The sequence below is a fragment of the Dyella terrae genome (genome assembly GCF_004322705.1).
Classification (GTDB): Bacteria; Pseudomonadota; Gammaproteobacteria; order Xanthomonadales; family Rhodanobacteraceae; genus Dyella_D; species Dyella_D terrae.
On record NZ_SIZZ01000003.1, the window covers coordinates 428,606 to 451,448 of the forward strand.

Annotated in this window: 18 protein-coding genes; 10 read left to right on the top strand and 8 right to left on the bottom strand. The window is 64.6% G+C overall.

Going from position 1 to position 22,843, the window contains the following annotated elements:
• The first annotated feature begins 79 nt into the window (after positions 1–79).
• Positions 80–883, top strand: a complete 804-nt coding sequence (dkgB, locus tag EYV96_RS17285; protein ID WP_131152810.1) for a 2,5-didehydrogluconate reductase DkgB — start codon at positions 80–82, stop codon at positions 881–883.
• Position 884: 1 nt separating this feature from the next.
• Here dkgB and EYV96_RS17290 read toward each other — a convergent pair whose 3' ends face one another.
• A complete protein-coding gene (locus EYV96_RS17290) occupies positions 885–1,781 on the bottom strand; it encodes a bestrophin family protein (protein ID WP_131152811.1) in 897 nt (298 codons plus the stop codon).
• 170 nt (positions 1,782–1,951) lie between these two features.
• Between EYV96_RS17290 and EYV96_RS17295 the strand changes: the two genes are divergently transcribed.
• Positions 1,952–2,665: an SDR family oxidoreductase gene (locus tag EYV96_RS17295; protein ID WP_131152812.1), complete on the top strand. Its 714-nt coding sequence runs from the start codon at positions 1,952–1,954 to the stop codon at positions 2,663–2,665.
• Between the two features lie 28 nt (positions 2,666–2,693).
• Positions 2,694–3,485 (top strand): SDR family NAD(P)-dependent oxidoreductase, encoded by a 792-nt coding sequence (locus EYV96_RS17300; RefSeq protein ID WP_131152813.1) that lies wholly within the window; start codon positions 2,694–2,696, stop codon positions 3,483–3,485.
• A gap of 103 nt (positions 3,486–3,588) precedes the next feature.
• Here the strand turns inward: EYV96_RS17300 and ppa are convergent, their stop codons facing one another.
• From ppa to EYV96_RS17325, 5 genes are all read right to left on the bottom strand, one after another.
• Positions 3,589–4,128 (bottom strand): inorganic diphosphatase, encoded by a 540-nt coding sequence (gene ppa / locus EYV96_RS17305; protein ID WP_131152814.1) that lies wholly within the window; start codon positions 4,126–4,128, stop codon positions 3,589–3,591.
• Positions 4,129–4,242: 114 nt separating this feature from the next.
• Positions 4,243–5,076 carry a 2OG-Fe(II) oxygenase gene (locus EYV96_RS17310; protein ID WP_131152815.1) on the bottom strand — a complete coding sequence of 278 codons (834 nt, stop codon included), beginning with the start codon at positions 5,074–5,076 and terminating at the stop codon, positions 4,243–4,245.
• 50 nt (positions 5,077–5,126) lie between these two features.
• Positions 5,127–7,202 carry a prolyl oligopeptidase family serine peptidase gene (locus EYV96_RS17315; RefSeq protein ID WP_131152870.1) on the bottom strand — a complete coding sequence of 692 codons (2,076 nt, stop codon included), beginning with the start codon at positions 7,200–7,202 and terminating at the stop codon, positions 5,127–5,129.
• Between the two features lie 207 nt (positions 7,203–7,409).
• Positions 7,410–10,508 carry a TonB-dependent receptor gene (locus EYV96_RS17320; RefSeq protein WP_131152816.1) on the bottom strand — a complete coding sequence of 1,033 codons (3,099 nt, stop codon included), beginning with the start codon at positions 10,506–10,508 and terminating at the stop codon, positions 7,410–7,412.
• Between the two features lie 513 nt (positions 10,509–11,021).
• A complete protein-coding gene (locus EYV96_RS17325) occupies positions 11,022–13,070 on the bottom strand; it encodes a sodium-translocating pyrophosphatase (RefSeq protein ID WP_131152817.1) in 2,049 nt (682 codons plus the stop codon).
• Between the two features lie 307 nt (positions 13,071–13,377).
• Between EYV96_RS17325 and EYV96_RS17330 the strand changes: the two genes are divergently transcribed.
• Together EYV96_RS17330 and EYV96_RS17335 are read left to right on the top strand one after the other, a co-directional pair.
• A complete protein-coding gene (locus tag EYV96_RS17330) occupies positions 13,378–14,187 on the top strand; it encodes a class I SAM-dependent methyltransferase (protein ID WP_131152818.1) in 810 nt (269 codons plus the stop codon).
• Positions 14,188–14,190: 3 nt separating this feature from the next.
• Entirely contained in the window at positions 14,191–16,566 is a 2,376-nt protein-coding gene (locus tag EYV96_RS17335) for a hypothetical protein (protein WP_131152819.1), read from the top strand.
• A gap of 60 nt (positions 16,567–16,626) precedes the next feature.
• On the opposite strand, the gene EYV96_RS17340 is transcribed toward EYV96_RS17335, so the two are convergent.
• The gene (locus EYV96_RS17340; protein ID WP_131152820.1) at positions 16,627–17,010 is read right to left on the bottom strand and encodes an RcnB family protein; all 384 of its coding nucleotides are present in this window, start codon (positions 17,008–17,010) and stop codon (positions 16,627–16,629) included.
• A gap of 167 nt (positions 17,011–17,177) precedes the next feature.
• On the opposite strand from EYV96_RS17340, the gene EYV96_RS17345 reads away from it, so the two are divergent.
• Complete coding sequence (locus EYV96_RS17345) at positions 17,178–17,723, top strand: hypothetical protein (RefSeq protein ID WP_131152821.1); 546 nt, start codon at positions 17,178–17,180, stop codon at positions 17,721–17,723.
• On the opposite strand, the gene EYV96_RS17350 is transcribed toward EYV96_RS17345, so the two are convergent.
• Entirely contained in the window at positions 17,724–18,995 is a 1,272-nt protein-coding gene (locus EYV96_RS17350) for a 6-phosphofructokinase (RefSeq protein ID WP_131152822.1), read from the bottom strand.
• 196 nt (positions 18,996–19,191) lie between these two features.
• Here EYV96_RS17350 and EYV96_RS17355 point away from each other — a divergent pair, with 196 nt between their 5' ends.
• From EYV96_RS17355 to EYV96_RS17370, 4 genes are all read left to right on the top strand, one after another.
• Positions 19,192–19,776 carry an adenylate kinase gene (locus tag EYV96_RS17355; protein WP_131152823.1) on the top strand — a complete coding sequence of 195 codons (585 nt, stop codon included), beginning with the start codon at positions 19,192–19,194 and terminating at the stop codon, positions 19,774–19,776.
• Positions 19,777–19,911: 135 nt separating this feature from the next.
• Positions 19,912–21,282: a UDP-N-acetylmuramate:L-alanyl-gamma-D-glutamyl-meso-diaminopimelate ligase gene (gene mpl / locus EYV96_RS17360; RefSeq protein WP_131152824.1), complete on the top strand. Its 1,371-nt coding sequence runs from the start codon at positions 19,912–19,914 to the stop codon at positions 21,280–21,282.
• A gap of 26 nt (positions 21,283–21,308) precedes the next feature.
• A complete protein-coding gene (locus EYV96_RS17365; RefSeq protein ID WP_131152825.1) occupies positions 21,309–21,911 on the top strand; it encodes an LON peptidase substrate-binding domain-containing protein in 603 nt (200 codons plus the stop codon).
• A 70-nt stretch (positions 21,912–21,981) separates the two neighbouring features.
• Positions 21,982–22,800 carry an SDR family oxidoreductase gene (locus EYV96_RS17370; RefSeq protein WP_131152826.1) on the top strand — a complete coding sequence of 273 codons (819 nt, stop codon included), beginning with the start codon at positions 21,982–21,984 and terminating at the stop codon, positions 22,798–22,800.
• Positions 22,801–22,843 lie beyond the last annotated feature (43 nt).

Genomic DNA, 22,843 nt, shown 5'->3' on the forward strand with positions numbered 1-22,843 from the left:
CGCTGTTTAGCATGTTTTTCTGAAAGAGTCCTGTCCCCAGACTAAGCGCCTGGCACATCCGCCTTACGGAGACGATCCCATGAGCATTCCCGCCTTTGGCCTGGGCACCTTCCGCCTCAAGGACCAGGCCGTGATCGATTCGGTCACCCAGGCCCTGGACCTGGGCTATCGCGCCGTCGACACGGCCCAGATCTATGACAACGAGGCGCCCATCGGTCAGGCCATCGCCGACAGCCAGCTGCCGCGCGCGTCGTTGTTCCTCACCACGAAAATCTGGACGGATCACTTTGGCCGCGGCCGTCTGATCCCGAGCCTGAAGGACAGCCTGCAGAAGCTGCGCACCGACTACATGGACCTCACCCTGATCCACTGGCCGTCGCCGAAGGACGAGGTGCCGATGGAGGACTATCTCGGCCAGCTGGCGGAGGCGAAGGCGCAGGGCCTGACACGCCAGATCGGCGTATCGAATTTCACCATTGATCTGTTGCGTCGCGCGATCGCCATCGTGGGTGCGGACGCCATCGCCACCAACCAGGTGGAGATCAGTCCCTATCTGCAGAACAGCAAGCTTGCCGCGTTCGCGAAGGCACAAGGCATCCATCTCACGTCGTACATGACGTTGGCCTACGGCAAGGTGCTGAAGGATGCAGTCATGGAGGAGATCGCCCGCAAGCACGGCGCGTCAACCGCGCAGGTGGCGCTGGCATGGGCGCTCAAACTCGGTTACTCGGTGATTCCGTCGTCGACGCGCCGCGAAAACCTGCAAAGCAACCTGCTCGCGCAGCAACTTACGCTGGACGATGAAGACATGGCGCGCATCGCTACGCTCGATCGCAACGAACGTCAGGCCAATCCAGCCGGACTTGCGCCGGCCTGGGACTGAATCAGAGCAGGACGAACTTGTCCGGCTGCAGCGGCGGCGGCAGGTCGGTTTCGCCCATGGCCGCGCGCATGTCGCGTTCGACGGTGCGCGCCATGGCATCCAGCGGAAGATCATTGGGCTCGACACCGAACGGATCCACCAGTTCGTCGCCGAGCGCATCGAGGCCAAAGAAGGTGTAGCTGATCAGCAGCACTGGCAGCGGCGTCCACCAGCCCAGCGTGCCCGCGATGGCAAAAGGCAGGGCGAGGCAAAACAGATGCGCCGTCCGGTGCAGCAGCAACGAATAGGCAAACGGCAGCGGCGTGCCGGCGATGCGCTCGCACGCGCCCTGCACATGCGCCAGCTCACTGAGTTGCGTTTCCAGGATCGAATAATGGATATCGCTGAGCTTTTTCTGCGCGACGAGACGCTGGCAGTGCGCGCCGATCTCGCGCAGCACGGCATCGGTCGGATTGGGCAGCGCGCCGGCATCGTCCAGCGTGACCCAGGGCGCCATGCGCGGTGCTTCCGGCTGGCTGCGAAGGCGTGCGGACAATCCATGCGCGAAAGCACAGAGACCGCGCAGGACCGGCGCGCGCGATGCTTCGTCGAGCGTCGCCGTCTGTCGCGCCAGCGAGCGGCTGCTGATGATCAGCTGTCCCCACAGCTTGCGGCCTTCCCACCACCGGTCGTAACAGGCGTTGTTGCGGAAGCTCATGAAGATCGACAGGGCGATGCCGATCAGCGTGAAGGGAATGCCGCTCAGTGGCGACAGCACATCAGGATGCGCGCGGACCAGCCAGACCGCGGCCAGGCTCACCAGGCCGATGACCGCCAGGCGTGGTGCCACGCGCGGCAGGATCGAGCCACGCAGGGCGAAAAAGATGTCCCGCAGGCCAGGGCGCTCGCGAACGATCATGGTCAATGGCCTCATGGCAACAACGTCGGCCGGCATTGTAAGGGGGCAGGTGCCGGGGCGGCGTCATCTTCGCCCTGGCGGAAAAGCAGTTGTTCCGCCGCGCCTGTCGTTGAGATCGTCCACCGCGCCTAGCATGCACGTTTGAATTTCACCCTTTCCGAGGTATCCCCATGAAGGCCTTCGAACAACAACATGTGCTGATCGTCGGCGGCAGCTCCGGCATCGGCGAAGCGGCCGCACAGGCCTTTCTTGCGGAAGGCGCCAAGGTCGCGATCGCTTCGCGGTCGAAAGACAAGCTCGATGCGGCCGCAGCGCGACTTCAAGGTTCGGTCGATGTGGCCGTACTCGATACGGCCGACGTCGACGCCGTGCAGTCGTTCTTCAGCGGTCGCGAGGCGTTCGATCATGTCGTCATCTCCGCGGCGCAGACACCCAGCGGTCCGCTGCGCGAACTGCCGCTGGACAAGGCGCGCGCCGCCATGGACAGCAAGTTCTGGGGCGCTTACCACGTGGCGCGCGCGGCACGCATCGCACCGCATGGGTCGCTGACGTTCGTATCCGGTTACCTCAGCGTGCGGCCGAGCCCCTCCGCCGTACTGCAGGGCGCGATCAACGCCGCGCTCGAATCGTTGGCGCGCGGCCTGGCGCTCGAACTGTCGCCCGTACGCGTCAACACCGTGTCGCCGGGCCTGATCGCCACGCCGCTGTGGTCGGGCATGAGCGATGCCGCGCGCGACGCCATGTTTGCCAACGCCGCTGCCCAGCTGCCGGCCAGGCGCATGGGGCAGCCCGAAGACGTGGCCCACGCCATCCTCTACCTCGCCGCGACGCCCTTTGCGACAGGATCGACGGTCCTGGTCGATGGTGGCGGCGCCATCGCCTGACGTATTCGCAACCTCTGAAGGACAACGCATGAACATCGATCTGTCGGGCAAGAATGCCCTCGTCACGGCCTCGACCGCCGGCATCGGCTGGTCCATCGCCGCAGGCCTGGCCGCCAGTGGCGCCAACGTCATCCTCAACGGGCGCAAGCCGGAGGTGGTGCAGGCGGCTGTGGAAAAACTGCGCCGTGAACTGCACGGCGCGAATGTTGAAGGCGTCGCGGCCGATCTTTCGACGGCGAAGGGCGTGCAGGGCGTGATCGACGCCGTGCCCAGCCTCGACATCCTGGTCAATAACGCCGGCATCTTCGGCCCCGAGCCCTTCTTCGACGTCGACGATGCGACCTGGGAGCGCTACTTCCAGACCAACGTCATGTCCGGCGTGCGTCTCTCGCGCTATTACATGCAAGGCATGTTGCAGCGGAACTGGGGTCGCGTGGTGTTCATCTCGTCGGAGTCCGGCCTCAACATTCCGGCCGACATGATCCACTACGGCGTGAGCAAGACCGCGCAGATCGCTTTGGCGAACGGGCTGGCCAAACTCGCCGCCGGCAGCGGCGTCACCGTCAACAGCGTGTTGCCGGGTCCGACGCTGTCCGACGGATTCCGGGAGATGGTGCGCGAGCAGCACGAGCGCGAGGGCACGAGCTACGAGGAGATCGGCAACGATTTCGTGCGCAAGGAGCGCGCGACCTCCATCATCCAGCGAATTTCGTCGACCGAGGAAATCGCGAACATGGTGGTGTACGTGTGTTCGCCCCAGGCGTCCGCCACGACGGGCGTGGCGTTGCGGGTCGACGGTGGGGTGGTTAATACGTGGTAATGGGTGAACGGTGAACGGTAAACAGAGAAAGGCGGATCGTGAAGGGTTTTGAGTTCACTGAAGTCTGCATAGAAAAAGGCCCGCTTTTGGCGGGCCTTTTTTCTTACTTCTTGGTGTCAGCCTTGTAGCGCGCGATGCCGGCGATGATTTCCGCCTTGGCCTCGTCGGCGCCGACCCAGCCGTCCACCTTCACCCACTTGCCCTTCTCCAGGTCCTTGTAGTGCTCGAAGAAGTGGCCGATGCGCTCCAGCCAGTGGGCCGAGACTTCCTTGATGTCCTTGATGTGGCCGTAGCCGTTGAAGATCTTGGACACCGGCACGACCACCAGCTTCTCGTCGGCACCGGCTTCGTCGGTCATCTTGAGCATGCCCACCGGATGGCAGCGGATCACCGAGCCCGGCACCAGCGGCAGCGGCAGGATCACCAGTGCGTCCAGCGGGTCGCCGTCGCCGCCCAGGGTGCCCGGCACGTAGCCGTAGTTGCACGGGTAGCGCATGGGCGTGGACAGGATGCGGTCGACGAAGATCGCGCCGCTTTCCTTCTCCACCTCGTACTTGACCGGCTCGGAATCCTTGGGGATTTCGATGATGACGTTGATTTCGTTCGGCACGTCGCGGCCGGCGGAGACGAGATGCAGACCCATGGTGGTTCCTTGCTGGAATGCGATGAAAAGAATTCGCAAGGATACGCCAAAGCCTGCTGCGTCGCAGCAGGCGCCGTGAAACGTCTTAAGCGGCAACTCAGCCCGGGGACGGCTTCAGCGCTGGTAGGGGCGCTCGCGTAACCACTTGGTCGCAATCCATTTTTCACCCTTGATGACGGGCAGGCCCGCGTGCAGCGAAGCCTCCTCGCCCGTCTCATAGGCGAAATAGACGGCCGAACCGGTGATGGCCGTCACCGTCAGGTTGACGTTCGGGAAGCCCGTCCCGCCACCTTCCTCGGGAGTATTGAGATACATCACCACCGAGGCGATGCGCTGGCCGCCACGCTCGGTCACTGCCGCGAAACCCGGCTGGGTGGGATCGAACCAGTCGTAATGCGGCTCGTACTCCTGGCCCGGGAGGTAATGCAGGATCTGCAGGCCTTCACCGTGGTTGACCGGGATATCCAGCATCTTCGCGATGCGTTCTTCGATGGTTTTCACCAACGGCGTTTCGCCAATGCGGAAGAACATGCCGTTGCTGCTGCGGCGCTCGTCCGTCTGGTGGCGACCGCTTTCGTCCACCGTGAGCGAGCGGGCCAGGCGCGGGCGCGCCGTTTCGATCAGCTGGGCGCATTCCTCATCGGACAGGAGGCCTTGCAGCACGCGCACGACGGGTGCCTCGACGCACGTGGTGACGTGCACCTGCCGACCGGCAACGTCCATCCGCGGCGCCGTCGGATGCCTCGGGCGCTTCGTGCCCTTGGCTGGCGCGGCGATCAGCGCTGACATCGGGATATTCAGCACCTCGGAGATGGCACGACGACTCTGGTGTACGTCGTAGCCGGCTTCCTTCATCAACCGCATCACGTCCACGGGGGCGTGGCCGGCCCGCGACACGTTGAGGATCCACTCGCGCAGTTCAGGGCGGGTCTTGTGAAAGTGCTTCATGCGTCCGCAAGCGGGGAGGTGGAAGCCTCCCCGCGCCAGTGAGGGAGCCCTTACTTTACGTGTTCCCAGAGGTAGGTGTACTCGAGGGCCTTCATGAACGCCGACTGCTTGTTGTCCGCCGCGCCACCGTGGCCGCCCTCGATGTTCTCGTAGAAGCTGGTGTCGTAGCCCAGGCCTGCCATCTTGGCGTACATCTTGCGGGCATGGACCGGCCCCACGCGGTCATCGCGGGTGGAGGTGGTGAACAGCACCGGCGGGTACTTCTGGCCGGCCTTCGCGTTGGTGTACGGCGAGAAGGTCTGGATCCACTTCCACTCTTCCGGCTTGTCCGGATCGCCGTACTCGGCAATCCACGAGGCACCCGCCGACAAGTGCGTGTAGCGCTGCATGTCGAGCAGGGCCACCTGGCTGACCACGGCACCGTAGAGCTGCGGGTAGAGCGTCAGCATGTTGCCCATCAGCAGGCCGCCATTGCTGCCGCCCATGGCACCAAGGTGCGCGGGCGAAGTGACCTTGCGCTTGATCAGGTCTTCGGACACCGCGGCGAAGTCCTCATAGGCGCGCAGGCGATTGGCCTTGAGCGCGGCGTTGTGCCAGCGCGGGCCGTACTCGCCACCGCCACGAATGTTGGCGATGACATAGACGCCGCCGCGATCCAACCATGCACGGCCGATGGTGCCGCTATAGGCCGGCTGCAGCGAGATCTCGAAACCGCCGTAGCCGTACTGCAAGGTGGGGTTCGTGCCGTCGAGCTTGAGGTTCTTCGGCGCGATCTGGAAATACGGCACGCGCGTGCCGTCCTTCGAGGTCACGAAGTGCTGGCTCACCTCGAACTTCGATGCATCGAAGAAGCTCGGGCTGTGCTTGATCGCTTCCGGCTGGCCCTTGTCAACGCTGCCGTAATACAGCGTGGTCGGCTGGGTGAAGCCGCTGACGGTGAGCAGGTACTCGTCGCTGTGGTCCGTGTCGAGCGCCGATGCGCTGATGGTCGACAGGGCGGGTGCGCCGCCGAGGCCTTCACGCTTCCAGGCGCCTGCCTGCGGCGTGAGCACTTCGAGCTTGTTCACCACGTTGTCCATCACGTTGAGGATCAGGTGGTGGCGCGTCCACGAATAGCCGTCCAAAGCCGTCGTGTCGCTGGGTTCGAACAGCACGGTGATGTCCCGCTTTCCGGCCATGAAATCGTCGAACTTCGCGGCCAGCAGCGAACCGGCCTTGTACTGTTTCCCGCCCACGCTCCAGTCGCTGCGCGGCGTGATCAGCATCCACTCGCGCTCGACATCGGTGTCGGCGTCGTTAGGCACGTCGATCTTCGTCAGCTTGCCGTCCTTGCCGCGAAAGAAGGTTTCGCTGTTGTAGAAAGCGATCTGGCGATGCACGAAGTCACGCTCGAAGCCCGGCGTGTTGTCGCGATGCGCCGAGATGCTCATGTCATCGTTCTTGCCTTCGTACACCGTCACGGCCGAGGCAAGCGGCGTGCCGCGCTTCCACTCCTTGACGATGCGCGGGTAGCCGGACGTGGTCATCGAGCCGGCGCCGAAATCGGTGGCGACATACAGATGATCGGCGTCCTTCCAGGTGACGTTGCTCTTGGCTTCGGGCAACTCAAAGCCGCCTTTCACGAACTGCCTGGTCACCACGTCGAACTCGCGGACCACGTTCGCATCGGCACCGCCGCGTGACAGGAACACCAGGCACAGGCGCTCTTGCGGACGCAGGCAACTGCTGCCATGCCATACCCAGTTCTCGTTCTCCGCTTTCGCCAGCGCGTCGAGGTCGATCAGCGTTTCCCAGGCCGGCTGGTTCTTCCGGTATTCGGCCAGCGTGGTGCGACGCCACAGGCCACGCGGGTGTTCCTTGTCGCGCCAGAAATTCTCCAGCTTGTCGCCCAGCAGCGACACCGCCGGAATGCGGTCGCGCGAATCCAGCACTTCGAGGATGCTCGCATCGAGCTGCTTGAACTGTGCCGACTGCGCATACTTCTGCACGGTTTCGGCGTTGTGCTGCTTGGCCCAGTCGAGCTGCTTCGCACCATCGATGTCTTCCAGCCACGCATAGGGATCGGTGGAAGCGTTGTCGGCCTTGGCCGGAGGGGTGGCTGCCTGGGTCATGCCTGCCATCGTCATCAAGAAAAGAAAGGCCAGCGGTTGCTTGGTCACGTACGAGTCCTTCTGGGGTGTCCCGGTCCGGCCATTCAAGCAGGCCCGGCCCTGTTCGTCACCTGCGGGGTTTCTCCGGGCAAAAAAAAGCCGCCGGTGGCCCGGCGGCGTGAATGGGGAGATCCGGTCGCCTTGGTACGGGAAGGAACCAGGCGACCGTGTTTGTGGTTGTGCTTAGAAGTCGTAGCGGACCGTGAAACGGAAGTAGCGCGGTTCCGACACGTTGAGCTCACGCAGGTACAGGCTGTTGGGCGTGTTGCGTGCGCTGGTCTCGTAGCGGAAGTTGTACGTGGTCGCCACCTGACGGTTCAGGACGTTGAAGATGTCCATCTGGAACGTGAGCTTGTTGTCCAGCCAATTGGGCGTGTAAGCCGCGTTGAGGTTCAACGAGTACGACCAGGGTGCACGACCATGCGAACCGCGCGGCGAGAAGGCGTAATCCGCAGCCGGAGCCTTGTAGCCGGTCGAACCCGGCGCGGTACCGCTGCCCGACAGGCCGCAGAACCAGTAGGCGGCGCCCGAGTACAGACCCGCGTCGGCCGTCGGGTAATGGCTGGTGCAGTTGCGCGGACGACCCGACTGGACCAGTGCGTTGCCGCCGAAGCGCCACTCAGGCGTCAGCTGGAAGTAGCCGAAGGCCTTCAGCTGATGCGTACGGTCGTTGGGCAGCACGCCGTTGGCACCGACCATGAGCTGCGGCAAGTCCCAGTCCTGCGTGGTCGACACGTCCGCCTGGCCACCTGCGCCGGTGTCGAGGTCGGAGGCGAGCTGACCTTCGGTGTTGCCGTAGCTGCGCGAGAAGGTGTAGTCGATGCGGCCGTACCAGCGATCCGCCATTTGGTGTTCGATGAACATGTCCAGCGCGTAGTACTGACGCTTCAGCTTCGGGAAGCCGAGCTGGGCGTTGGTGTACGTCGTTTCCTTGTAGCTGCCGTCCGGATTCAGCGTCACGAAGGTGTTTTTCACACCCGGGTTGAAGATGAAGCACTCGCCGCCGAGCACCTGGGCGCAGGTATCGTCGATGGCGCTGCGTAGGTTGCGGTAAGTCAGCTTGGCGCCCCAGTTGTAGGTGGAGCTCAGCTGCTGCTCCATACCCGCGATGTACTCGTCCTGGAAGTGCGCCTTCAGGCCCTTGGCGGCAACAAGACGCGGATCACGCGACTGACCGCACTCGAGGTTGGTGGAGACGGCATTGCCGCCCGGGCAGGTGCGACCCTTGCTCTTGTCCACGGCAACGGCGGTCAGGCCCGTCGGATTGCCGCTGGAATCGACACCCGTATAGGTGAAGTACTCGTTGGTGATCAGCGAGCCGGAGGCGCCGCGGACGGCGACGTTGTTCGGCATGGCCAGGTGGTAGCGACCGGCGTTGGCGAACACCTTCAGCGTCGAATCGCCGAACACATCCCACGTTGCACCGATGCGCGGTGCCAGCTGGTGGCGCTGGCGCGCATACGGCTTGCCGTCACCGTTGAAGTTGGTGAACTGTTCATTGCGCAGGCCGATCTGCATGAACCAGCGATCGCTGATCTGCCAGCGGTCTTCGATGAACTGCGCGGCCTGTTCGGTCTTAACGTTGGCCGCCTGGGTGTTGTACGCGCGGGACACGAAGTAACCCTGCGTGCCGTAGCCGCCCGCGGATGCCGGCGATGCCACGCCCGAGCCCGAATCGATGGCAACGCTCGGGTCGGCCTGCCAGTTGTAGACCCACGAATAGCCACCGGCAAAGGCGGAACCGGTCAGCGATTCGGCCGTCTGGTCATCCATGCCGAAGCGAAGATCGTGTTCGCCGAGGCGATACTCGATATCGAGGCGATAGCCATGCGTCTTGTCGTTCGAGCCCGGCAGCAGGATGCCGGAGACGGCGGTTTCCTGGCAGGACGGATACGCCACGCCCGGGACCGTCGAGTGGTTGGCGGCCGTGTTGATGAAGGGGCAGTTCGGAACGTAGCCAAACGGCTTCTGCACGTGTTCCAGGGTCTGGCGACCGTAGAGCGCGGAGATCGTCAGGTCATCGGTGATGTAGCCGGTGTACTTGGCGATGTAGAGGTTGCCGCCGTCCTTGGTGTAGACGCCGCCGGTTTTGGTGTTGGACTTCGCGAGGGTCGTATAGCTGTACGGATAGCGGCTGGAGTCATACTCGACCTTGTCGGACACGCCGGTCAGCTCGAGGATGTGCTGGTCGGTGATGTTCCAGTCGACCTTGGCGGTCCAGCGCGGCAGCTTGTAGCCGTAGCTGTTCCAGCCCGTGGCGGCCGCCGTGGTGGAGTTGGAGAACGAAGCGACGCTGTTGCCGTTCTGCTTGTTCTGCTCGCCGGCCAGGTAGAAGAACAGCTTGTCCTTGATCAGCGGGCCGCTGACGTAGGCACCGTAGGTGGTGTAGGTGTACTGGTTCTTGTTGCGGTACCAGTAGAGCGTGCCGTCCGTCTTCGGGTAGTAGCCGGTGTTGGGGAAATAGTTGTTGCGCGGGTTGGCGCGCAGGCCTTCCGGACGCCAGATCACATAGGCGCCGCCGTGCCACTGATTGGAGCCGCGCTTGGTCACGATGTTGATCACGCCGCCGGTGGAACGACCGAACTCAGCGCCGTAACCGCCGGTGAGGACCTGTTCCTGGTCGATGGCGTCGAACGGCAGCGTGGTCGAACCCAGCGAGGTCAGCGGGTTGGTCACGGCGTAGCCGTTGATGTAGTACGCGTTCTCGGACGAAGCGGAGCCACCGAAGCTCGGGATGTTGCCGAAGCCGTTGGTGCTGTAGCTGGAGTTTTCGACGACGCCCGGCGCGAGCAGGGCGGCGGCGCCGATGCCGCGCGCCACGGGAATCTTGCTCAGCTGTTCGGACGTCAGCACCGTGCGCGTATCCACCGACGATACGTCGATGGCCGGAAGCGACGAGGCGATGACCTGCACGCCTTCGAGGTTCTTGGCCAACGCGGAACCCGCGCCGAAGGACACTTCGGAACCGGCCGAAATGGTGACCAGGATGTTGTCGCGTGAACTGACGGTCTTGCCGTCGTTCTGCAGGGATACGCTGTACTTGCCCGCCGGCAGCGAGTTGAAACGATAGCGGCCGTTCTCATCCACCTGCACGGTACGGGTAAGGCCCGTATCGCTGGTGATGACGACGGCATTGCCTTCATGGCTGGCGACCTGGCCGAAGATCGAGCCGGTCGTATTGGACTGTGCGAAGGCGGCGCTGCTTGCGAGGGTCATACCCACGGCAAAAGCCAGCGCGGACGGCCGCAGGACGCGGGCCGCCAAGTGATTGGCAAAAGGCATTACTTCAACTCCCCGGTGAAATATTGCAGACGTCGGGCGGAAGCATCCGCACCTGACGTTGTTCGAATCGACGTGTCATCGCTTGCAAAACTTCGGGCTGCACGAGCCCGCTCCAGACCTCCCCGGTCCAGAGAAAAAATGCGTTGGCGAATGACTTCCCCCTAGGCCGAAAGTATCGGCCCGAATCCGGTTCTACGTACGAACCTGCGAAGCGTCAACAAGTTTTTCACAAAAGTTCGAAACTATTTTCGATACCCGCGCGCAATCAGCCACTTGCAAGAAAACCCCTTGAAAACAAGGGTGATTCGAAGCTTTCGGGGGACTGACACATCGCTTGCGGAGAACTTTCGGCGCAGGGAGTTGCGATGGGCTCGACCGAAAATGAAGACCTCGGGAGCCATGGTGCGCAAGGACTTTCGAATGCCTCGCGCAAGCTTCGCGAGGGGTGGCGGGCGTATGTCGGGCGCCTGGAGATGGCCGGAGCGAAACGTGTCGCTCCGGCCATCGGGACCGTCAGAGCAGCGGGATCAGCAACAGGGCGACGATGTTGATGATCTTGATCAGCGGATTCACGGCAGGGCCGGCGGTGTCCTTGTAGGGATCACCCACGGTGTCGCCGGTCACAGCCGCCTTGTGGGCGTCCGAACCCTTGCCGCCATGGTGGCCGTCCTCGATGTACTTCTTGGCGTTGTCCCACGCGCCGCCGCCGGTGGTCATCGAGATGGCGACGAACAGTCCGGTGACGATGGTGCCGATGAGTACGCCGCCGAGCGCTTGTGCGCCGGCTTCGGCGCCACCGAGCCACTTGAAGAGGAACACCACGACGATCGGCACGAGCACCGGCAGCAAGGACGGAACGAGCATTTCCTTGATCGCCGAGCGCGTGAGCATGTCGACCGCGCGCGAGTAATCGGGCTTGGTCGTGCCTTCCATGATGCCCTTGATCTCGCGGAACTGGCGGCGCACTTCCTCCACCACGGAGCCCGCCGCGCGACCCACGGCTTCCATGGCCATTGCGCCGAACAGATACGGGATCAACCCGCCGATCAACAGGCCGATGATCACGTAGTGGTTCGACAGGTCGAAGCGGAAGTCGGTGACGTTCAGATGCTGGCTGAGGTTATGCGTGTAGTCGGCGAACAGCACCAGGGCGGCCAGGCCGGCCGAGCCAATGGCATAACCCTTGGTGACGGCCTTGGTGGTGTTGCCCACGGCGTCGAGCGGATCGGTGACGCCACGCACTTCAGGCGGCAGCTCGGCCATCTCGGCGATGCCACCGGCGTTGTCGGTGATCGGGCCATAGGCATCCAGCGCCACGATCATGCCGGTCATGCTCAGCATGGCGGTTGCGGCAATCGCAATGCCATAAAGGCCGGCCAGCGTGTACGAGCCCCAAATCGCCGCGCACACGGCCAGCACCGGCATCGCCGTCGACTTCATCGAGACGCCAATGCCCGCGATGATGTTGGTAGCGTGGCCCGTGGTCGATGCCTGGGCGACATGGCGCACCGGGGCGTATTCGGTGGCGGTGTAGTACTCGGTGATCACCACCATGGCGCCGGTGAGCGCCAGGCCGATCAGCGCGCAGCCGAACAGGTTGGTCGCGCCATAGGCCGAGGTCGACATCAGCTGCGTGGTGATCGGCCAGAAGGCGATGGCCGCCAGCACGGCAGACACGGCCACGCCCGCGTACAAGGCATTCATGATCTTCGGGCCACGCGCCTTCACAAAGAAGGTACCGATCACCGAAGCGATGATCGATGCACCACCAAGCAACAGCGGATACAGCACGCCCCACTCACCGGTCTGCTCAGCCATCACGCCGCCCAGCAGCATGGTGGCGATCAGCGTCACGGCGTAGGTCTCGAACAGGTCGGCCGCCATGCCTGCGCAGTCACCGACGTTGTCGCCCACGTTATCGGCGATGACGGCCGGATTGCGGGGGTCATCCTCGGGAATGCCGGCCTCGACCTTGCCCACCAGGTCGGCACCGACGTCGGCGCCCTTGGTAAAGATGCCGCCACCCAGGCGCGCGAAGATCGAGATGAGCGAGGAACCGAAGGCGAGCCCGACCAGCGCATGCAGTGCGTGCATGCTCTCGTAGCCCATGTGTTGCAGTACGGCGTAATAGCCCGCCACGCCTATCAGGGCGAGGCCCACGACGAGCATGCCCGTGATGGCGCCGCCACGGAATGCGACATTGAGCGCCGCCGCCAGGCCGCCGCGCGCGGCTTCGGCAGTACGCACATTGGCCTGCACCGACACGTTCATGCCGATATAGCCGGTAGCGCCGGAGAGGATGGCGCCGACGGCGAAGCCGATGGCGGTGCCCCAGTCGAGCGCGAATCCGATGATCAGAAAAAGGACCACGCCGACGATGGCGATCGTGGTGTATTGCCGGTTGAGGTAGGCCCGTGCACCTTGCTGGATCGCGTGGGCGATCTCCTGCATGCGCTCATTGCCTGGTGATTTTGCCAAGACCCAGCGCACCGAAAGCGCGCCATACAGAACCGCCACGACCGCACATGCGAGCACGATCCACAAGCCATACTGCTGCAGCATCGAAGCCTCCCCATCGGTGGTAACCGTTGTACCCGCGCCCTGAAGGGCGGAACGGGCGTCGCCCCGTTGCGGGCTGACCGGTCGAGTATAGGCAGACGGCGGCCGAATCGACGTTGTGCAACGCAACGGTCATGAACGCCGGCGATGCGACGCAATTTAGGACTCGTCCGATAGGACAAGTCGCATCCAGTGACTATCGTGCTTTCTCCGGAAAGGGTGCCCCGAGGGCGCCGGTGCGTGTGCACTGGCCCGGCCGGTTGCGGCCGTCACCCACCGGACCATCCATCGGAGAACCCGCGAGCGCGATATGACCTACGACGAACTTGACCAGTCGATCCTTGAAATCCATGGCGCCGGCGCGCCGAAGCCCGCCGGTGCCTCGACGGCCCCGGAAGCCGGAGCCTTGCCCGAACTGTGGGAGACGCGCCATGGCGCGATCCTGGCCGCGCTCGGCGACGACACCGTGGCCCGCTCGCTCCGTGCGTATCGCGAGTGGTCCGTTGAAGAGCTCGATACCATTGGCGCCGTCGTCGGCGAGGGCGATGTCGTGGTCGAGTACGGCGCCGAATACGGCGCCCACGCGCTGTGGCTCTCCCGCCTGGTGGGCACGTCAGGCCAGATCCATGTGATCGAACCACGGCGCCTGGCTTTCATCGACCTCTGCACGACGATCGGCCTGAACCGGCTTACGCAGGTTTATCCGAACCATGCCGTGCTGGGCGCTGGCAACGATGTCGTGGAGCTGCCCGCCGAGGCGGGACGTCCGGCCGAGGCCAGTCGCGGCGAGCGACTGGACGATCTGGCCATCGATTCGCTGGTTCTCCTCAAGCTCAATCTCCCGGGTACCTTGCTCGACGTCGTGGCCGGCGGCAGTGAAACCTTGCGTGATCATCGTCCCGCCATCTATTTCCGCCTGTCATCGATGGATGTCGCCGCGCAGGAAATCGCCGCGTTGAAGCAACTCGGTTACCGCTGCTGGTCGCACCTGCCGTACCTGCACAACGCCGGCAATGCCGCGGGCACCCATACCAATCTGTTCCCGGGCTGGGTGCACCAGAACGTGATTGCCGTGCATGAGGACATGGCGGCGGAATTCGAGCATTTGTCCGAGCTGTAACCCATGACCGATCGACGGAAGGCCGCCGAAGGCGGGCATCGCCGCAGGCATGTGCGGTCGGCAGCCAGGCGCATGCCTGTGGCTGCGGGGCTGTTCGCGCTGCTGATGGAGGGGGCGGTTCATGCATCGTCACCGCAGGAAGATCCTGCGGTGGCCGCACCCGCCGCTGCTGCATCGGAAGGCGATCGCGCTGCTGAAACGGTGAGGGCCACGCCGCCGGTCGTGCAGGCGCCGATGACTGACGAGGGCTGGCCCGATCTGGCCGGGCGCACGGTGCCCGACACCGGTGTTGCGCTGCACTGGTTCTGGCTCGCCCTCGCGGCCAGCTTCACCGCAGGCATGTTGCTGGGCGCCTGGTTGTGGCGACGGTTTTTCGATATGCCACACGAGCGCTTTGCCCGGGACGGCGCGCCATCCGAACCGGTGCATGCGGAAGAGGCGGCGTCGCCATCCAATTCGGAACCTGCGGCGGTAACCGAGCAGCCGGAAGCGCCGCTGTCGGACCACCCGCTACTCGCCGATTCCCATGCCGCCCAAAGGAGCCGTGCGCGCTCGCCACGCCGGATGGTCGGAGCCATGCCGTTGGCGGACGCCTTTGGTCCTCTGCCGATCGACGACGACGAAGGCGAAGACGAGCCCCCCGCTGCGGAGGCGGCCATGCCTTCCTTCGATATTCCGCATGATGCGGTCGCGTCTTTGGCGGCACCGGTCGAACCGGAAACAGGCGATGCCGACACCGACGAAGACATCGGCGCTCGCCTTGGGGATGACGATGATGAACCCGCTGCGGCCATGCCCGCGGTCGAGATGCCCCCGGGGCCCGGTCCCCTGCAGATCCCCCAGCGCACGGCGCCCTACGATGTCTCCGCCGCGTATCCGGTGCCGCAGCCGGCCCTTTCGATCCCACCCGAAGCCGTGCAGTTCGCGCCACTACGCGGTCTTCGTCGTGTTCGCGAACAAGCGGACGTCGAGGCTGCGCTGCACGGCGAGCGACTGGCGCTGCGCGACGCGGCCGATACGGCCTGGCGCCTGGCCGACCGCACCCGCGAACCTGATGACGTCATCGACGCGGTGGATGCGCTGCGGGCGTGGTTGTCCCTGTGTCCGGACGATGTCCTGGCATCGCACCGGATGGCGTGCTGCCAGTTGGAATTGGCGCGACGGGCGCGCGATGAAATCGAACAGGCGCGGCATCTTGAGTATTGCCTGAACTTGCTTCGCCCCATCGCAGCACAGGACGACGCTCCGGCGGTCGCCACGGTGGCGATGCTGGGCGAGGCGAGGGCGCGTCGCGCGATGCTCGATCTTTCCGTCGACCCTGCGTCGGTCGATGAGGCTGAGGCCTATCTGCGGCGCGCGCTCAAGGATGGCTTGCCGGACGATTCGGATGCCGCATGGTGGCTCCATCGCGTTCTCACCGCGTCCGTGCATGGCCTGGATGCGAGTACCCGATCGGAGCGGGTGAGCGAATCGCGACGCCTTCTCGAGCGCGGCGCCCGCGCCTCAAGTCAAACCTTGCATCGCGCCCGGTGGCATGCGGCGTTGCTCAAGAGCGACACCCAGGCCGCGATGCAATCATCGTTGAGCGCAACCGAGCGTCGCGAGCGACTGGAGAAGCTGCATGCCAGGCATGTGCGGGCCATGCATGGCGAGACATCGGCCGAGGTGCTCTGTGCGTGGGTGCACCTGGCATGCACGATGGCTGATGCGATGGTGGGTGCTGGCGCCGTGGATCACGTCGAAGAGGCCAGCGCTGCGGTCGATCGGATCCACGATATCGAAGGGGCCGGGCGCTGGCATGTGCTCGCCGCCTGGCGCCTCGTGCGCAGTCGGTTGCGTCATGTGGACGAAGCAGCCCGGTTGCCGTTGCTGGACCGGATGCAGGAACTGCTGGCTCCGTTTGTCGAGGATGGCGAGGCGGACCTCACCCTGGAAGCCGCTCGCCTCGCGCTGGTGCGTGCAAGGCACTGCGGTGAATCATCGGCAAGGACGGATGCCCAGCGTCGGTCGGTCATACTGGCGAAGCCACTGACGGCGGTGCCGTCGGTGGCGATTCCCGCGTTGCATTGTGTGCTGGAGGCGCTGCTCGCCATAGGCGATGACCACGAACGTCGTGTGTTTGTGCAATGCCTGGCGCTGATCGCTCCCATCGATGATGGCGACTCAGCGTTGGTGCTCGCCCGTCAGGCTGCGCGTGACAGGGAAGTGGCCAAGGCCTGTGGATACTTCGTCAGGGCGTGGCGATCGCGCGGGAAGCTCCCGTCCACCGCGTTGCAAGCCTGGCGTGATTGCCATCGCGACTGGGTGGACGGGGCGGGATCACCTGCGTGGCGGGACAGCCAGCGCTATCTCAGCCTGGCCGGCATGCGTCGCCAATGACGCAGACAAAAAAGAGGCCGCCGTGCTTGCGCATGGCGGCCTCTTTTTTTTTGGGTGGGTTTACCGGAACGCCATGTCCAGGATGACCCCTGAGCCAAGCGACACCAGCAGGTAGTTCCGGTCATCGCGTACCCAGTGATAACCGTGCGGCGGCGGACGCAGGCGGTAGTAGCCGTAGTCGCGCACGACGTAGGTCGGGCCGTAGTAGCGTTCGCCGCGCGCCCAGCGGTGCGGGTGGTGATAGCGCGGCGGCGGGCCGTAGTAACGAACCTCGCGCGAGCCGTGCCAGTGGCCCCGGTCGTCGTGGCGGTAATCGTGGCGGGAGTCGTGACGGCCATGACCGCGTCCACGGTCGTGACCATGATCGTGGCCGGGATCGGCCAGCGCGGTGCCGGCGCCGAACATCAGCGCAAGGCCGGCGAGCAGGGCAGGGATGGTCTTCATGCGTCACGTCCTCCTTTTGTGTCGACTTCGTGAAGAGGTCGATTGAGAGGGATCGTAAAAACGCACGCCTGAACGCAAGGTTTGTGGCGAAAACCGGGTTTTATCTTTCGGTCAGCTGGCCGAACGGGCTAGATGACGGCCTGTCACATTGTGGCAATCTGCGCCGGATGGAACGACTCACGCGCGCAAGTCTTTGCCTGATCGCGTTTTGCTGCCTGGCCGCGCAGCCGTTGGGTCGCGCCTGCGCAAACGGTTTGAGCGGGGAGTGGGTGCGCTGGCACGGGCGCTCTTACCGGCTCGCCGAACAGCCCCTTTCCGATCGCATGCCGGAACTGCGAAGCGCTACGCACTTTGTTGCGCTACCCACGGCGCGGGAGGCGGCGCACCAGGGTTATCTGGCGCAATGGCAACTGGATGACGATCGCCTTTATCTCCAGGACGTCACCGCCTGGGTATGCGCCGATGCGGCCGGCAAGCAGGATTGTCGGCCCGTCAGCATCCGGTCGTTGTTCGGCGCCGAAGCCAAGGCGCCCTGGCTGGCGGACTGGTTCAGCGGCGTGCTGCATTTGCGCCTGGACCGCACGAGCTGTGGCCCGGCCGACGATTGCGCCAGCCTTCCCGGCCAGGTCCGCCTGACCATGAAGTCGGGCAAGCTCACGCGCATTGAGAATATCGCCGAAGCGGCCAGCGCCGCCCCGGCATCGTCGCGCTGATCAGGTCTTGAACGGCGCCAGCTTCCGTTCCACCGCGATGTTTTTCAGCTGCACGTATTTGGGCAGGCCATCCTTGCCATAAGGCAGCGGCGCTTCGCCCTGGATGAGTGGCGAAAGGTATCGGCGCGCGGCAGCGGTGATGCCGAAGCCATCGCGCGTGACGTAGCTGCTGGGAAGTTTCTTCTCGCGATTGGCGATCTTGTCCAGCGGAGCGGAGCGAATCTTCCAGCGATAAGGCGCATCCGCCAGGCGCTCGATGACCGGCATGACCGCATTCTGGCCCGCCATGGCGTAATCGACCGCCGCACGTCCGACGGCGTAGGCCTGCTCGGCGTCCGTTTTGGAGGCAAGGTGACGGGCGGAGCGCTGCAGGTAATCGGGGAGGGCCCAGTGATACTTGTAGCCGAGCTTTTCCTTGACCAGCGCGGCCAGCACCGGCGCCACGCCACCGAGCTGCGCGTGGCCGAAGGCGTCGCGCGTCCCCGCCTCGGCGAGGAACTGCCCAGCCGCGTTGCGGATGCCTTCCGACGCCACCACCGTGCACCAGCCCACGCGCTCCACCGTGGCTTTCACCTTGGCCAGGAAGGCGTCCTCGTCGAACGTGCGCTCGGGGAACAGGATGATGTGAGGCGGCGCATCGGCGCCTTCGCCGGCCAGGCCCGCGGCGGCCGCAATCCAGCCAGCGTGGCGGCCCATCACTTCGAGGATGAAGACCTTGGTCGAGGTATCGGCCATGGACGCGACGTCCAGGCTCGCTTCAAGCGTGGACACGGCGGTGTACTTGGCGACGGAGCCAAAGCCCGGGCAGCAGTCGGTGACGGCCAGGTCGTTGTCCACCGTCTTGGGCACGCCGATGCACCGGATGTCGTAGCCCATGGCCTTACCCAGCTGCGAGATCTTCAGCGCGGTGTCGGCCGAATCGTTGCCGCCGTTGTAAAGGAACCAGCGGATGTCATGGGCGCGCAGGACGTCGATGAGACGCTCGTATTCGGCGCGATGGGATTCCAGCGACTTGAGCTTGTAGCGGCATGAGCCAAAGGCCCCGCCGGGCGTGTGGCGAAGCGCCGCGATCGCCGAGGCCGTTTCCTTGGAGGTATCGATGAGATCCTCTCGCAGCGCGCCGAGAATGCCGTTGCGCGCCGCGTAGACTTTCACGCCCTGGGCGCGCGCCGCCTCGATGACCCCGGCCGCCGTGGCATTGATGACGGCGGTGACGCCGCCGGACTGTGCGTAAAGCAGGCGACCTTGCGAGGAACGGGAACGTGGCTTCATAGGGCTACTCCGGGTGACGGCTGGTGCAATGCGACAATTTGTGACAGGCCAAGATTGCTTGTGCAACAGGTATTTAGCTAAAAGTAGGGGTGACAATCGTTTGACGGCACCCTGTGCAGAAGCTACTTTGACGGCTCTTTTCTTGCATCCAGCGACCGCGGCAAGGTGCGGCGGCCCGCGGATTTCCTGGAGCATTATGCGACTCGTCCTTCTCGGTCCGCCCGGCTCGGGCAAAGGTACTCAGGCCGCTCGTCTGAAGGTGGAACTCGGCGTGCCGCACATCTCGACCGGCGACATGCTGCGCGCCGCCGTGGCCGCGGGTACGCCCACCGGCCTCAAGGCCAAGGCCGTGATGGATGCCGGCAACCTCGTTTCCGACGACATCCTCCTGGCGATGCTCGAAGAGCGCCTGGCCATGGACGACGTCAAGAACGGTTTCATCCTCGATGGTTATCCGCGCAACCTGGCCCAGGCCGATGCGCTCGATCACCTGCTGGCGAAGATTGGCCAGCCGCTGGATGCCGTGGTGAAGCTCGACGTGCCGAACGAAGTCATCATCGGCCGCTGCGAAATCCGTTTTGCCGCCGAACATCGCAAGGACGACAACCCGGACGTCGTGCGCGACCGCCTGAAGGTCTACGCCGAGCAGACCGCGCCGGTGGCGGATTTCTTCGCCCGCCGCGGCAAGCTGCAGGTGATCGACGGCGTGGGCGAACTCGACGACGTGACCTCACGCGTCAAGCAAGCCCTCAAGCAGGAGTCGGCAGCCGCCAACGGCTGATCGACCGGGGCCGCTGCGCGCGGCCCGATCGGCGAAGCCCCGCCTGCGCGCGGGGCCTCGCCTGGAACCGCCGCCCTTGCGGCGCCCGTGGCAAGCGTCAGCATCGCCACCCTCGCACTCCCTTCAGGGCATTTCATGCGTCTGCATATTCTCGGCATCTGCGGCACCTTCATGGGCGGCGTCGCCGCGCTGGCGCGTGAGCTCGGCCTTCCGGTCGAAGGCTCCGACGCGAACGTCTATCCGCCCATGAGCGACCAGCTCGAAGCACTCGGCATCACGCTGATGCAGGGCTACCGCGCCGAGCACCTGCAGGCGGCCGAAGGGCATCCCGCCCCGGACCTCGTCGTGGTCGGCAATGCCATGACGCGCGGCAATCCAGCCGTCGAATACATGCTCAACGAGCAGATGCGTTACGTGTCCGGCCCGCAATGGCTGGGCGAAACGCTGCTGGCCGGCCGCGATGTGCTGGCCGTGGCTGGCACGCACGGCAAGACCACGACAACCAGCCTGCTCGCGCACTTGCTTGAAAGCGTCGGGCTGGCACCTGGATTTCTGATCGGCGGCGTGCCGGGCAACTTTGATGTGTCCGCGCGCGCCGGGCAGGGCAAACACTTCGTCATCGAGGCGGATGAATACGATAGTGCCTTCTTCGACAAGCGCTCGAAGTTTGTGCACTACCGTCCGCGTATCGCCATCCTCAACAATCTCGAATACGACCACGCCGACATCTTCCCCGATGTCGAAGCCATCGAGCGCCAGTTCCATCACCTGGTACGCACGGTGCCGGGCAACGGTCGCCTGATCGTCAATGCGCACGATGCGCATCTGAAAAAGGTGCTGTCGATGGGGTGCTGGACGCCGGTGGAATCCTTTGGCATTGGCGAAGGTGACTGGCAGGCGCGTCTGATCGAGGCCGATGGTTCGGCGTTCGAAGTCAGCCGTGGCGGCGAAGTGATCGGTGACATTCACTGGTCGCTGCTGGGCAACCACAGTGTGATGAATGCGCTGGCGGCGCTTGCAGCAGCGACGGCCGCCGGTGCCGATCCGCGCGCGTTGTTGCCGGCGTTTGCCTCCTTCAGCAGCGTCAAGCGCCGCATGGAACTGGTCGGTGATGCGAACGACATCCGCGTTTACGACGACTTCGCTCATCACCCCACCGCCATCGCCACGACGCTCGCGGGCCTGCGCGCCAAGGTGGGCAAGGCGCGCATTCTGGTCGCGCTCGAACCGCGCTCCAATTCGATGCGCCTGGGCGCGCACGCCGACGGCCTGGCGCCGTCGCTTGCCGACGCCGATGCGGTGGTATTCCTGCATCGCCCAGAGCTGCCGTGGGACGCCAAGCGTGTCACCGACGCGCTGCAGGGACGTGGTTCCGCGGTGCCTACGGTCGATGCATTGATCGATGCACTGCGCGTGCAGGCTCAACCGGGCGACCATGTGGTCTTCATGTCCAACGGTGGGTTCGAAGGTGCGCCGCGCCGGTTTGCGCAGGTGCTTCGCGGCTGACCGACGGCACGCGTTAGACTGGTCGCATGGCTGCACAGGCGAACCGCACCACCTTGCCGTTGTTTCCGCTGTCCACCGTGCTCGTTCCACGGGGGCAGTTGCAGCTGCGCATCTTCGAGCGCCGCTACCTGGACATGATTCGCGACTGCGCGCGCACGGGCGGTGGCTTTGGCGTTTGCCTGATTCTCAAAGGTCACGAAGTGGGCGAGCCGGCCTTGCCGGCGGCGGTGGGTACCGAGGCCCGCATCGTGGACTTCCACCATCGCGACGACGGCCTGCTCGGCATCCTTGCCGAAGGTGGCGAACGCTTTCGGGTGACGCAGACGCGCGTGCGGTCTGACGGCCTGGTCACCGGCGATGTGGAGCGTTGGGAGCCGGAAGGGACGTGCGCTGTACCGGTGGAGTTTGCCCTGCTGCAGACCATTGCCGAGCGGCTGATCGAAAACATGGCGCCCCATTGGCGCCACGCGTCGCCATCCATGTACGAGGACGCCAGCTGGCTGGGTTTCCGCCTCGCCGAACTGTTGCCGCTGGAACCGGGTGAACAGCAGCGCATGCTGGAAATCACCCATCCCATGCTGCGCCTGGCTGAACTGCGCGACCTGCTCCCACGCTTCCAGAAAGCCTGATTGCCCGACTCACTTTGCGCACACCGGGCGCGCTTCTACACTGTGCGCATTTCCACTGGGACCAACCGCCATGGGCAGCCTTCAGGGCAAGACCTTGTTCATCACCGGCGCATCGCGCGGCATCGGCCTGGCGATTGCCCTGCGCGCGGCACGTGACGGCGCGAACGTGGCCATCGCTGCCAAGAGCAGCGTGCCCAATCCGAAGTTGCCGGGCACCATCCATACGGCGGCAGCTCAGGTAAAGGCCGCGGGCGGCAAGGCACTGGCGATCCAGTGCGATATCCGCGAGGAAGAACAGGTGCAGGAGGCCATCGGTGCCACGGTGGCGGCCTTCGGCGGCATCGACATCCTGGTCAACAACGCCAGCGCGATCTGGCTGGCCGGCACGCTGGATACGCCCATGAAACGCTTCGACCTGATGCAGCAGGTCAATGCGCGCGGTAGTTTTCTTTGTGCCCAGGCTTGCATGCCGCATCTGCTCAAGGCCGCGAATCCGCACATCCTGACGCTGGCACCGCCGCCGTCGCTCAATCCCAAATGGTGGACTGCGCACACCGGCTACACGCTGGCAAAGATGGGCATGAGTTTCGTCACGATGGGCCTGGCAGGTGAGTTCGGTCCGCAAGGTGTGGCGGTGAATGCACTGTGGCCGCGCACGATCATCGCCACCGATGCGCTCAACATGATCCCCGGCATTCCGATCGATCGCTGCCGCAAGCCCGAGATCGTCGCCGATGCAGCACACGCCGTGCTGACGCGCGAAGCGAAGGGTTTCGCCGGCAACTTCCTGATCGACGAAGACGTCCTGCACGAAGCGGGCGTCACCGATTTCTCGTGGTACGCGATGGACGCTTCGCAGAAGCCGCTGCCCGACCTTTTTCTCGATTGATTCCCCCGCGACGTTCCGGCGTCGTGATGCCTTAGAGAGGACA